This window comes from Corynebacterium pygosceleis (genome assembly GCF_016595275.2).
Taxonomy (GTDB): domain Bacteria; phylum Actinomycetota; class Actinomycetes; order Mycobacteriales; family Mycobacteriaceae; genus Corynebacterium; species Corynebacterium pygosceleis.
This window is the reverse complement of the sequence record NZ_JAENIQ020000001.1, coordinates 491,229-503,664: the sequence shown is the minus strand read 5'-3', so window position 1 is coordinate 503,664 and position 12,436 is coordinate 491,229. Positions and strand designations below refer to the sequence as shown.

10 protein-coding genes and 1 tRNA gene are annotated in these 12,436 nt (G+C 65.4%); 6 read left to right on the top strand and 5 right to left on the bottom strand.

The window, feature by feature from the left end:
• The gene (locus JIM94_RS02165; protein WP_200252436.1) at positions 1–1,590 is read left to right on the top strand and encodes a YhgE/Pip domain-containing protein; all 1,590 of its coding nucleotides are present in this window, start codon (positions 1–3) and stop codon (positions 1,588–1,590) included.
• A 54-nt stretch (positions 1,591–1,644) separates the two neighbouring features.
• Here the strand turns inward: JIM94_RS02165 and JIM94_RS02160 are convergent.
• Positions 1,645–1,721, bottom strand: a tRNA-Pro gene (locus JIM94_RS02160).
• Positions 1,722–1,814: 93 nt separating this feature from the next.
• Positions 1,815–2,735, bottom strand: a complete 921-nt coding sequence (locus JIM94_RS02155; RefSeq protein ID WP_418904436.1) for a metallophosphoesterase — start codon at positions 2,733–2,735, stop codon at positions 1,815–1,817.
• A 23-nt stretch (positions 2,736–2,758) separates the two neighbouring features.
• On the opposite strand from JIM94_RS02155, the gene JIM94_RS02150 reads away from it, so the two are divergent.
• On the top strand, positions 2,759–3,229 hold the full coding sequence (locus JIM94_RS02150; RefSeq protein ID WP_200252434.1) for a GatB/YqeY domain-containing protein: 471 nt from the start codon (positions 2,759–2,761) through the stop codon (positions 3,227–3,229).
• A 12-nt stretch (positions 3,230–3,241) separates the two neighbouring features.
• Here the strand turns inward: JIM94_RS02150 and JIM94_RS02145 are convergent, their stop codons facing one another.
• Complete coding sequence (locus tag JIM94_RS02145; RefSeq protein ID WP_200252432.1) at positions 3,242–5,641, bottom strand: transglycosylase domain-containing protein; 2,400 nt, start codon at positions 5,639–5,641, stop codon at positions 3,242–3,244.
• A 135-nt stretch (positions 5,642–5,776) separates the two neighbouring features.
• On the opposite strand from JIM94_RS02145, the gene JIM94_RS02140 reads away from it, so the two are divergent.
• The 4 genes from JIM94_RS02140 to JIM94_RS02125 all read left to right on the top strand — a co-directional run bounded on the left by JIM94_RS02140 (position 5,777) and on the right by JIM94_RS02125 (position 7,702).
• The gene (locus JIM94_RS02140) at positions 5,777–6,136 is read left to right on the top strand and encodes a WhiB family transcriptional regulator (RefSeq protein WP_200252430.1); all 360 of its coding nucleotides are present in this window, start codon (positions 5,777–5,779) and stop codon (positions 6,134–6,136) included.
• Between the two features lie 89 nt (positions 6,137–6,225).
• Positions 6,226–6,387, top strand: coding sequence for a Sp36 family protein (locus JIM94_RS02135; protein ID WP_200252428.1), 162 nt, complete (start codon positions 6,226–6,228; stop codon positions 6,385–6,387).
• A 1-nt stretch (position 6,388) separates the two neighbouring features.
• Positions 6,389–6,847 carry a RidA family protein gene (locus tag JIM94_RS02130; protein ID WP_200252426.1) on the top strand — a complete coding sequence of 153 codons (459 nt, stop codon included), beginning with the start codon at positions 6,389–6,391 and terminating at the stop codon, positions 6,845–6,847.
• A 39-nt stretch (positions 6,848–6,886) separates the two neighbouring features.
• Positions 6,887–7,702 carry an MBL fold metallo-hydrolase gene (locus JIM94_RS02125; protein WP_200252424.1) on the top strand — a complete coding sequence of 272 codons (816 nt, stop codon included), beginning with the start codon at positions 6,887–6,889 and terminating at the stop codon, positions 7,700–7,702.
• 143 nt (positions 7,703–7,845) lie between these two features.
• Here JIM94_RS02125 and JIM94_RS11380 read toward each other — a convergent pair whose 3' ends face one another.
• The gene (locus JIM94_RS11380) at positions 7,846–10,971 is read right to left on the bottom strand and encodes a leucine-rich repeat domain-containing protein (RefSeq protein ID WP_248702977.1); all 3,126 of its coding nucleotides are present in this window, start codon (positions 10,969–10,971) and stop codon (positions 7,846–7,848) included.
• Positions 10,972–11,356: 385 nt separating this feature from the next.
• Complete coding sequence (gene glxR, locus JIM94_RS02115; RefSeq protein ID WP_200252420.1) at positions 11,357–12,040, bottom strand: CRP-like cAMP-activated global transcriptional regulator GlxR; 684 nt, start codon at positions 12,038–12,040, stop codon at positions 11,357–11,359.
• Positions 12,041–12,436: the final 396 nt, after the last annotated feature.

Genomic DNA, 12,436 nt, shown 5'->3' with positions numbered 1-12,436 from the left:
ATGAGCCGAACCGGAGCAACCGTCACCCGTGTCCTGCTGGCCCTGCTGCTGTTCCTGCCCGTGGTCGCGGGCGCGGTCTACACGGTCGTCACGGACACCGATCTCACGGTCACGTTCACCGCGCGGAGCGCCGGGGAACCCGCGACCGGAACGGACGTCGCGCAGACCGTACCGAACGGAAACAACCTTGTCGCGGCACGGCGTGCCGCAGGGGAGGCTGACACGCAGGCGGGTTTCCTCGTCGCGGGCACCGGTGAGCTGAACGACGGCGTCGAGAAACTCGACGACGGGAGTCGGAGACTCTCCGAGGGGGTCACGGAAGCGGCCGATGGCTCGCAGCGGCTCACCGACGGACTGATCCGTCTCCAGGCGGGGACCGGGCAGCTCGGTGATGGGGCTACGCAGGTCGCCGATGGTGTGGCCCGTGCGGTGGAGCAGATCGAGGCCATGCCCGGTGCCCGTGATGATCTTCTCGGTGTCCTCGATGAGGTGGACGCCACCCTCGCGACGTCAGATCATCCGGACGCGGCGCAACTACGCATGGAACTGGTCAAACTGCGGGTCGAGGTGGTCAACTTCCGCCTCGACCCCGGGATGCTCGGCCAGCTCAATGAACTCCGCGACGGTTCCCGTCAGGTCGCCGACCAGCTGAGCAAACCCGGACAGCCGTTCCATGACGGTGTCTACAGTGCCGTCACGGGATCCCGGTCGCTGACCGGGGGACTCCGTGAACTGGATGAGGGGACCAGGACCCTCCGGGAGGGGGTCGGTGAACTGCGCGACGGTGCCGCACGCATCCACGCCATGGCGGAAGCCAACGAGAACAAGGTCGATGCGTTCCGGTCCGGTCTGCCCGCCAGGGAAACCCCCGGGGCCGCCGGGGCGGAGGAATCACGTTCGACGCCGGAGACGAACGTGGTTCCCGGTAGCGGCGGGATGAACGCCTTCTTCGCGGCACTCCTCGTCTGGTTGGCGGCCACATCCCTGTGGTTGATCGTGGTTGCTTCCCCGGCACGGTCCGACGGTGGGGGCCGCCGTCCCGGGCCTGCCCAGATTCTCCCGGTCATCGGGATCGCGGCCGTCGGTGCGGTTTTCGTCGCCACCGTCGCCCGGCCGACGGGGGCCGTCGCGCTCACCGGGTCCATCCTCGTGGTCACGTTGGCCGCTGTCGCCGCCGCGGTGTCGGGTCGCGCGGTGATCGGTCTGCTCGGCGGGACCGTCGGGCGTATCGCACTGGTGCTGGGCCTGATCGCCCAGGTGGGGATAGTCGGCCACGTCTTCTCCGCCATCGCATCCGGGGAAACGGTGACCGCATCCTGGCGGCTCGCCACCGCACTGACCCCCGTGGGTTACCCGGTCGCCGCACTGACCGAACTCGACTCCGGTGGGAGCGGCCCCGTCCTGTGGGTCGCGGTCGCCGTTCTCGGGGCGTTGGTTCTCCTGGGGGCGGTCACGGGCCGTTTCGCCCCGGCGGTGGAACGGTCGTCCGGTACGGTCGCGGGTGGTCCCGGGGATACGGTGACCGTGGGGCCGGACCCCGGTCAGACCTCCGCCCACGACCTTCCGTCACGCTCTCCGGAGGCTCCGTAACAAAGAAAAACCTGAGGGCGGCGAACTGATGAAAAGTTCGCCGCCCTCACGTGGTGGTCGGGATAACAGGATTTGAACCTGCGACCTCCTCGTCCCGAACGAGGCACGCTACCAAGCTGCGCCATATCCCGGTGTGCGGACTCTGTCCGCTACCCGGAATACTTTAGCCTACGGGATCGTACCGGGCAAAACCCCAGCTGGTGGCCCCTGTACCGGTGGCGAAATCAGGCGTGTTCGGTGATCCGCAGGAGTGTTGCGGCCGGGGGGCAGAACAGGCGTACTGGAGCGTAGCGTGACGTGCCCAGTCCCTCGGAGACGTGGAGGTGCATCGGGCCGAGGTGACTGAGGCCCTTCGCCCTCCGCGCGTTGATGCCGCAGTTCGTCACGATCGCGCGCCCGCCGGGAAGGCAGATCTGACCTCCGTGCGTGTGTCCGCACAGGGCCAGCTGATAACCGTCATCGGCGAATCGGCGCAGGACGGCCGGCTCCGGTGCGTGTGAGAGCGCCAGCGCGAGATCACAGTCCCGGTGCGGCGGGCCTGCGATGGTGTCGTAGTCGTCGAGATCGTGGTGCGGGTCATCGACCCCGGCCGCGGCGATACGGACATGCCCGGCCTTGAACTCGCACCGGGCGTGGGTGGCGTCCCGCCAGCCGTGTTCGACGAAAGCGGCCCGCATGTCCCGCCACGGCAACTCCACATCGCTGACCGGCCGTTTCCGTCGTGCCAGATAGCCGAGGGGGTTCACCGGACGGGGAGCCCAGTAGTCGTTGCTGCCGAAGACGAACAGGCCCGGGCGGCTCAGCAGGGGGCCGAGGGCACGGAGAACATCGGGGACCGTCTTCGCGTCCCCGAGATTGTCCCCGGTGTTGACGACGAGATCGGGGTCCGTGTCGATGAGGGAGCTGACCCACTCACGCTTCGTGTCCTGCCCCGGCAGCATGTGCAGATCGCTGATGTGCAGGATCCGGAAATCGGTGCTGTCGCCGCGGAGTGTCCCGGGGGGCAGCAGCGGGACGGTGACCTCGTGGAGCCGGAAGTTCTCCAGCTCACGGTTTCCCCATGCCGCGAGGGCGGCCCCGCCCAGTGCGGCGGCACCGGTTGCGGAGAGGGTGGATCGGAGGATGCGGTTCGTGTTCGGTTGCACCTGTCCAGCGTATCGTGGACCGTATGAGTACGTTGACTGACGCTGTCCGTGCGGATCTCACCGCAGCCATGAAGGCCCGTGACGAAGACACCAAGCGCACACTGCGCAGTCTTCTCGCCGCGATCCAGACCGAGGCGGTCTCCGGCGCCAAACACGAGGTCGGGGACGATGACGTTCTCCGGTTGATCGCGCGGGAGATCAAGAAACGCCGGGAGTCCGCCGGTATCTACCGGGACGCGGGTCGCACGGAACTCGCCGACGCCGAGGACACCGAGGCGGACATCCTGGCCCGCTACCAGCCGGCGCAGCTCGATGACGCGGATCTCGCCGCGGTCGTCGATTCAGCGGTCGCGGAGGTCGCGGAGGAGACCGGCGGAGCCGTGACGATGAAGCAGATGGGGCAGGTCATGAAGGCCGCCCAGGCTGCGGTGGCGGGGCGTGCCGACGGGAAACGGATCTCCACCGCCGTCAGGGAGCGCCTCCAGCGTCCCTGACGGCAGGTCGGATCAGAACCCGTTCTCCCGCAGAATGCCGTTGAGGGTGTTCTGCAGGTTCTCCAGGGTCTCCCCCGGATCGGGCGCGTCCCTCCGGGTGTGCTGTTCCCCGGCCGGGGGTTGTGCGGGGACCGGCGGGACCTGGACGGGACGGGAGCCGTCGGACAGCTGCAGGATGACCTCGCCGCCCTCCAGGAGCGGCTCCTGCACCGGAACCACATTGACGGCCCGGCCGAGCGGCATCCCGTTTCCCGGAACGTACTGGGTGCGCACGGTGTAACCCTCGGCGGTGATCTTCCTCCGTGCGTCGTCCTCGCTCATCCCGGACACCTTCGGCAGGTCCGCGACGGCCGTTCCCTGCCTGAAGCGGGCGTCGACGGGGCCGAGTCGGCCACCGGTGGCGGCGGGAATCCGGTTCGCGGCGTTGAACCAGGTACGGGCGGCCTCCATACCGCCGTAGAGGTTGCCTGCGGGGCACTGGCGAAGTGGCCCCGTGCACAGCGGGGACACCGTGGTGCCGTCATTGTAGATGTACGGGGCGGCGGCGAAGCCACTGTTGAATCCCATGAACGCCGCTGACTGGTGGGATTCCGTCGTTCCCGTCTTGGCGGCGGTCGGCGCGGACCAGCCTGCGGCGCGTGCCGCATCGGCGGCGGTACCGGACACCACGTCCTGTGACAGGCCGTCCTCGAGGGCGTGCGCGACCCCCGCATCGAGGACCCGTTCGCAGTCGGGGCGATCCGGGGTGACGTCCCGGCCGTGGCGGTCCGTGACCCGCACGATCGGGTTCGGTTCGCACCAGACACCACCGGAGGCGACCGTGGCGGCGACATTCGCGAGTTCCAGCGGGTTGACCGCCGTCGGTCCGAGTGTGAAGGATCCGAGATTGTTGTCCTTCATGTAGTCCGCGATGGAGGACTCACCGTCGAAGCTGCCCGGTTCCGCGTAGCCCCGCAGCCCCAGTTTCACGGCCATGTCCACGGTCGGGCTGACACCGACCGTCTCGATGAGTTTGACGAACGTCGTGTTGGGGGAGTGCGCGAGAGCATCCTTGAGCGTCATCTTCGGTTTGAAGACACCGGCATTCTCGACACAGTAGGTGTCGGGCGGGCAGTTCTCCGCGCCGCCGGTGCCGAGGTTCCGTGCCTCGTAGCGGGTGGGGACGTCGAGCATCGTGTCCACGCCCATGCCCTTCTCGAGGGCTGCCGCGGCAGTGAAGATCTTGAAGACGGATCCGGCGCCGTTGCCGACCCTCGTCGAGGTCTGCGGGAGCACGGTCTCGCCGGCCTCGAGGTTGAGTCCGTAGTTGCGGGAGGAGACCATGGCACGGATGGGGTGATCGTCCTCACCGGGTTCGACGACGTCCATGACCTCGGCGACTCCCGGCGCCATGGGGTCAACCTGGCTGGTCACCGCATCGTGTGTGACATCCTGGATGACGGGATCCAGGGTCGTCTCGACCGTGTAGGCGCCGGTCTCCAGCTCGTCCAGGCCGATGCCCTTGTCCTCCAGGTAGCGCAGGACATGGTCACAGAAGAAACCACGGTTGCCGGCGGCGATGCAGCCCCGGGGCAGTTCATTGGGGGCGGGCAGCACCCCGAGGGGCTGCTGCTTGATCGCCGCCCCCTCCTCGGGCGTGATCGATCCCGTGGCGACCATGGTGTCGATCACCGTGTTCCTGCGTTGGGTGACACCCGCCTCGTTGGTGTACGGATTGAGCACCGACGACGACTGGACGATACCGGCGAGCATCGCCGACTGCGCCACATCCAGTTCGACGGCGGGGACACCGAAATAGGTCTGCGCCGCAGCCTCGACACCGTAGGCCCCGTTACCGAAGGGGACGATGTTGAGGTACCTGGTGAGGATCTCGTCCTTGGTCAGCAGCTGCTCCAGATCGGAGGCCATCCTCATCTCGCGGAGTTTACGGGCGTAACTGGTCTCGGTGGCCGCGGCCTGTTCCGCCTCATCCTCGGCGTCGACGAGCAGGAGGTAGTTCTTCACGTACTGCTGGTCGAGCGTGGACGCACCCTGTTGAACGGACCCCGAGAAGATGTTGGTCGCCATCGCCCGGATGGTTCCCTGCCAGTCCACGCCGTCATGCTCGTAGAAACGGCGGTCCTCGACACTGACGATCGCCTGCTTCATCGCCGGGGAGATCTGATCCCCGCCGACCTCGAATCTGCGCTGCCTGTACAGCCAGGCCATCGGAGTGCCGTGGGAATCCAGGATCGTTGTCACCCCGGGCGCCTCACCATTGGTGAGGTCGGCGAGGTTCGAGGACATCGCCTCCTGCGTCCGGGCGACGGCCATCCCGGATATTCCGGCCACCGGTGCGACGACAGCCGCACCGAGAACTCCGACGGCGACGACGGCGCCTGCGGTCTTGGACAGGGATTTCACGAGAGACACCCCTTTACCCTACGTAACAATCCCGTACCCCGGAAACGCTCACCCCACCCACCGGTGTGACGCATTCGACATGTGATGTCCGGTGTGAATACACTTACATGCGTCAATGAAGGCATGCAGTAGGAGAGATCAGCGATGACCACATCACTCATCCAGGACCCACGCACGAACCCCTACTTCGCCCGCAGTTCACGCGCCTCCTCCGCCACCGCCACGCCCCCGGGGCGCGGTGAATGGGTCACCCGGGCGAAGTGCCGGGAAGGTGACCCCGACGCCCTGTTCGTCCGAGGCGCCGCACAGCGCAAGGCCGCCGCGATCTGCCGCCGCTGCCCCGTACTCACGGAATGTCGCGCCGACGCCCTCGACAACCGTGTCGAGTTCGGTGTCTGGGGAGGACTGACCGAGCGGCAGCGCAGGGCACTGCTCCGCAAGAACCCGCACATCAGAAACTGGGCGGAGTATCTCGCCGCAGGCGGTGAACTGGTCGGCATCTAGCTGGCGCCGCCCCCGGAGCCTGTCGGGAACAGGACCGTCCACGGCGCTCACGGCTGCCGGCCCGCCGAGACTCGCATAAGGTGTCAGGCATGACTAACACCGCCTGGGAATACGCAACCGTTCCACTGCTCACACACGCCACCAAGCAGATCCTCGACACCTGGGGCGAGGACGGCTGGGAGCTCGTCACCGTCGTGCCGGGCCCGAACCCCGAGAACGTCGTCGCCTACATGAAGCGCCCGAAGGCCTGACATGGGAATCACGCAACGTCTCAACGAACTCGGGATCACCCTGCCGACCGTCGCCGCGCCCGCAGGCTCCTACCAACCGGCCATCCGGGTCGGTGATCAGGTGTGGACCTCCGGTCAGCTCCCGATCGTCGATGGTGCCCTCGCCGCGACCGGCAAGGTCGGTGCGGACGTCACCGTCGACGACGCGGCCCACCTGGCGCGCACCTGCGCCCTCAACGCACTCGCCGCCGTCGACTCCCTCGTCGGCATCGACAACGTCTCCCGTGTCCTCAAGGTGACCGGATTCGTCGCCTCGGCGGAGGGATTCAACGCCCAGGCCGCCGTCCTCAACGGCGCCTCCGACACCCTCGCCGAGATCTTCGGGGACGCCGGACGACACGCCCGCTCCGCCGTCGGCGTCTATGAACTGCCCCTCGGCTCGCCCGTCGAGGTGGAGATTGTGGTGGAAATCAAGGAGTAACACCGTGCACGGACGCCGTTGGCGGTTAAGCTGGTGGGCATGGAGCACCCCGCCTACAGCCAGCTGCGTCCGGTAACGCCGTCAGCTGCAGTTGTCCTCAGTCCGAACCCGTCCTACGCCTCACTGGAGGGAACAAACTCCTGGGTCATCCGTGCGGAGGGCGATCCACGGAGCATCGTCATCGACCCGGGGCCGGAGGATGAGGGCCATCTCAACGTCCTCAACAGCAAGGCCAGTGAGGTCGCACTGATCCTGATCACCCACCGGCACCACGACCACGCCGACTCCACCGGCCGGTTCCGCCAGCTCACCGGCGCACCCGTCCGAGCCTTCGACAAAACCTACTGCCGCGAGGGGGAACCGCTGGAGGACCGGGAGGTCATCTCCCTCGAGGGGGTGACCCCGCAGATCGAGGTCCGACACACCCCGGGGCACACCTCGGATTCCGCCTGCTTCTTCATCTGGAGCGGCGTGCCCCATGAATCGACACTGGAGGGCATCTTCACCGGTGACACGATCGCCGGTCGGCACACCACCATGATCTCCGAGACCGACGGTGACCTGGGGCTCTACCTGGACACCCTCCACATGCTGGAGAAGGAGGGCGACGGCATCCACCTGCTGCCCGCCCACGGCCCCGACCTTCCCGACACCGCGCAGATGGCCCGCAAGTACATCGACCGCCGTGAGCAGCGCCTCGCGCAGGTCCGCGAGGTCCGCGCCCGCCTCGGCAAGGACATCCCCCTGAAGACCCTGGTCGACGAGATCTACACCGACGTCGACCCCGTGCTCCGCGGCGCGGCCGAGCAGTCTACCCGCGTCACCCTCCGCTACCTGGAGAACAACGGCGAGTAGGAGCGTCTCCGGGTCGTTCCCGCCGGTACACCGTCAGGGTAAACCCTGGTGGCAGTGAAAAGCCCCGCCCCCTTCCCGCGCGATGCGGAATGGGGGCGGGGCTTTCGGTCGTGTCGGCGGGGATGGAGCGAACTGGACTCCTACTAGCGGGAGAAGCTGAATCCCACGTCGTTGCCGTCTTCACCTGCCTTCAGGACAACCGGGTCATCCGGGCGGATTCCCGTCCCGTAGAGATAGATGTCGGCATGGGAGGTGAGAACGAATTCCGGGACCGTCGTGATCGGGTTTCGTTCCAGGTGGACGTTGGCCCGGTACCCGGTCGGGTGGAGTCTGTGTTTCAGGAACTCCGGCATCTGAGTGATGCCGTTGCCGGACAGATACAGATATTCGAGACTGGGCATCTCGCCGAAGGATTCCGGGATGTTGTCCCGCAGGAGATTGTCGGAGAGACTGAGACTGGACAGGGTCCCCATGTTCTCCCAGTTGTCGGGAAGGGACTCGAGGCGGTTCCCGCCCGCGTACAGCGTCGAGAGGGAATACAGTGTGGTCACCGATTCGGGTAGTGCGCTGAGCGTATTCCCGGAAACGTCCAGGGTACTCAAGGTGTGCAGGTTTCCGATGGAATCGGGGAGGGTTTTCAGGCGGTTGTCTGACACATTGAGTGAGTTGAGGAACTCCGCATTTCCCAGGTTGTCGGGGAGCGTCGACAGGCCTGTATTCCTGATTTCAACCGAGCGGAGGGGTACCACGTCAAACAGGCTCTCCGGGAGTGAGGTGAGCGCCGGGGACTGGGTGACTCTCAGACTGTTGAGTGAGGGTGAGTTGCCGATATCGTCCGGGAGAGAGCGGAGATTTGGGTTTTCGGAGAGACTCAGGTTCTGGAGTGATGTGATGTTCCCGATACTGTCCGGGAGGGTGGAGATCGCGGTCTCGGATATGGTGATGCTGTTCATCGTGGTCTGCTGCCCCAGGCTCTCCGGAAGGGCTGCGAGGTAGGGCAGATTGTAGATCTTGATGCTGCGCAGCGATGGGGTGTAGGTGGCCTCTGCCGGGTGCTCGAACATCGCCGAGGGGAGAGTCCTCCAGTTACCGCTCCACAGTTCCACGGATGCGAGTGCCGGGAAGGTTCCAGCAGCCTCGTCGAAATCGTGCTGGGACGCACCGTAGATCACGAGTTTGGAGAGGTGCGGGAGGACAGACAGATCGGGAATATGCGCGTTGAAGTCGAAACCATAATAGCCAATCTCGAGTTCCTCGAGACTCCTGATGTACTGGATCCCCTCGAGTGTCTCGTAGTATCTGTAGCTCCCGTCAGGCATATGTATCTCGTTGGTAATGTGCAGTGACCGGATCAGTGCCCCGTCCAGCTCGTCCTGGGTCACCGGAGAGGTCAGGTCCTCTTTGCCCAGTTCTCTGTTGATGAACACGCGCAGCGCTTCATCGGGGATGACGTTGTTCCTGTCGTAGCCGGGGGTGTCCCCGGTGCCGTCGCCTGGATCGGATCCCGGATCTGAACCGTCTCCCGGTCCGTCTCCGGTGCCGTCACCGGAACCGTCGCCCGGGTCGGTGGAGAAGCTGCACAGATTGCGGTCATTGGCCCAGAGCACCGCGCTGAAACCGGCGATCCGCCGCTCCCACTTCAGGTTCGTCAACGGGACCTGGGCGTGCAGGGAGAGACTCGGGCGGAAGTTGGCCACCAGGTCACACCGCAGGTCGGTGTTGTTCAGGGTGACGGTGAGAATGGCCTCGATGGTGGCGTCGCCGCTGGTGGAGACCGTCTGGTACAGGGAAATGTCCACGCCCGCGATGATGCCGGCGGTGATGGTCGCCTTGCCCCTGATGGAGATGTCGTCGACACCGGACGGGGTGAACCACCGGTGATCCACGGGGCCGAAGTTGTTGTTCTGGTAGCGGACGCCGGTCTGCATGCCGGTGGTGAAGCTCGGGTGGTAGTTGAAGTCACCCGTCGCATGGATGGAGGCCTGGAAGTTCGCCTTCGGGGTCACGGTTCCGTGGATCGGGATGGCCCCCACCGTGAAGGTGACGGGGTAGGCGCGGGGAACGATGAGGGGGAAGTCGAAGTCCTTGTCGTAGGCGACGTGCTTCTCCAGGTCGAGCCGTGCGTCCATGGACACCTCGGCGGTCATGGAGAACTCCCGGACACCCTTGAACGCCCCGGCGTCCAGGGTGAGGAAGGCACGTGACTTCAGGTTTCCGGACAGTTTCGCTTTGTCCATTCCGGGGGCGTAGGGCTTGAGGTCCGCTGTGAACGGCAGGGACGGGCCGTCGAAGGTCTTGTTGAAGGCCCGTTCCTCCACGGGCAGTGGGGTGACGCCTTCCGCGGGGATGAGGGCGGCCTCGGCGAAGGTGCCTTCGATGGTGACGGATCCCGGGGTCTCCTTGACGATGTCGCTCAACGTTCCCTCGCTCGTGACGACGATCTCAGCATCCGGGTTCGAGGGATCATCGGTGACTGACTCGATCTTCACGATGGCACCGGTCGGTGCGCCCGGTGACGGAGGGATGGAGAGGACCGTACCGGGGACGAGTTCTGATTCGGCGACGACGCTGTCCGGGATGACATGGGTTCCCTCGACGGTGACCTCACCGTCGTCGGTGGCGAGGATCGCCATGGCCTCGGCTTCATCGGCGCCGCGGGCCATCGGGTTGACCTCGACCTGTTCGATCGCCTCGTCCGGACTGGGTTGAACCTCCTCGGTCTGTGTCGGGAGGTTCCCGGGCTCCGGTGCCGGGGTCGTGGGTTCCGGGGAGGGATCCGACGTGGGCTCCGTGGTGGTGGAGGTTTCGCTGGTACTCGTCTCCGTCTCATCCGGGGACGTGGTGCTGGTCGGCTCGGTCGTTGTCGTCGTCGGCGTCGTCGAGGTCTCCGGGGGAGAGCTTGTCTCCGTCGGGTCGTTCTTCGTCTTTCCGGAGGAGCCTCCGCCGGAGAACAGCCCGAAGAGTACGGTGCCGAGAGCTGCGAGTATGGCGAGTGCCCCACCCAGGATGGCGAACTGCTGGGGTGAGAACCCCGGAGGGAGCGGTAGACCGGCGAGTGCCGGGGGCAGTGGGACATCGGCCACCGGGACCGCCTTCATCTCCGGGGCGGGTCCCTCGCCCCGGACCGTCTCGATGTTCTGCGTGACGGAGATGTGCGGTGTGGGGTCATCGACGGTGGGGATGGCGCCCGCAGGTTGCGCGAAGGTCACGAGAAGGCTGGCCGAGACAATGGCGGCTAGCAGCGTTCTCCCTGGTCTGTTCTGGAACACGTCAATTGTCCTCTTCCTGGAAAATGATGGATGCAGCCTGTTACCGGACCACCGGAAGCGGTACAGAGGTGCGGAGAACGGGCGACACCGCCTTTCACGGGAAGTAAAACAGCTAACCTAATAATTCAGGAAAGAAAATTACCCATCAATTACTATGGTCCCAGTAAAAGACCACGATATGGCCCGAGTTTTGCATAAAAATAAAGGAAAATAGCACCAAAGTGCGGGGTGTTCGGGGGTGGCTCCGGGACTGTTCGACCGGTTCCGGGCCCTCCATTCTGAGCGGGGTGTCCGGGCGCTGGTGTGTGGTTTTCCCGCACGGTCGAGGACATGAAAAAAACCGCCCACGGCTGGTGCGGGGCGGGTTTTTTTGGGGTGGGGGGCGTCAGCGTGCGCGCTTGGCGAGGTGTTCGGTGTCGCAGATCAGGACGCTCTTGCCTTCGAGGCGGATCCAGCCACGGTGGGCGAACGTCGCCAGGGCTTTGTTCACGGTTTCGCGGGAGGCGCCGACGAGTTGGGCGATCTCCTCCTGGGTGAGGTCGTGGTTGACGCGCAGTGCGCCGCCCTCCTGGGTGCCGAACCGGTTGGCGAGCTGCAGCAGAGTCTTGGCGACACGGCCGGGGACGTCGGTGAAGATGAGGTCGGCCAGGGAGGCGTTGGTGCGGCGCAGGCGGCGGGCGAGGACGCGGAGCAGCTGTTCGGAGATCTCGGGGTGGTTGCTGATCCACTTGTGGAGCATGTCGGAGTTCATCGTCGCCGCCTGGACCTCGGTGACGCACACCGCCGATGACGTGCGGGGGCCGGGGTCGAAGATGGAGAGTTCACCGAACATGTCCGATGGTCCCATGACGGTGAGGAGGTTCTCGCGTCCGTCCGCGGCGTGCCGGGCGAGTTTCACCTTGCCGGCGGTGATGATGTAGAGCCGGTCACCGGGCTCGCCCTCGTCGAAGATCGTGGTGCCGCGCGGGTAGCGCACGGTCTCGAGCTCCTGGATGAGGTTGTTGACGGCGACGGGATCGACGCCCTGAAAGATACCTGCGCGGGACAGAATCTCCTGTACGGCTTCCACTCGTTTCTCCTAATCAGATGAAGCAGGTCCGCATGTGGGGGACAGGCTGGTCCGCAGATTCTCCAGCTCACTTACTCCGCCCCGGTGGGGCATCTTGTGACGGAAAAACTTGTGCGGTCAAGAAATAACGTTGTTCCCCAACATTCTACTATGTTATGCGTCACGAACGCACTCTCATTGTGACCGTTCTGGGTTTTGCGGGGTCTCTTCGGGGGTGATTTATGTGTGTTCATGTGTTGATGACATTCATGTCACTGTGCAGCGGAGATGCGGAAAAGCGGTGTCACTTACCGTCAAGCGGGTGTCGACGGTGGTGTACGACACCATTTCCGGCACGGCACCGGAACTACGCCGCGGGGTCTGCGGCAGGGGCGTGAGTGGTGCATCGGGTGCAGT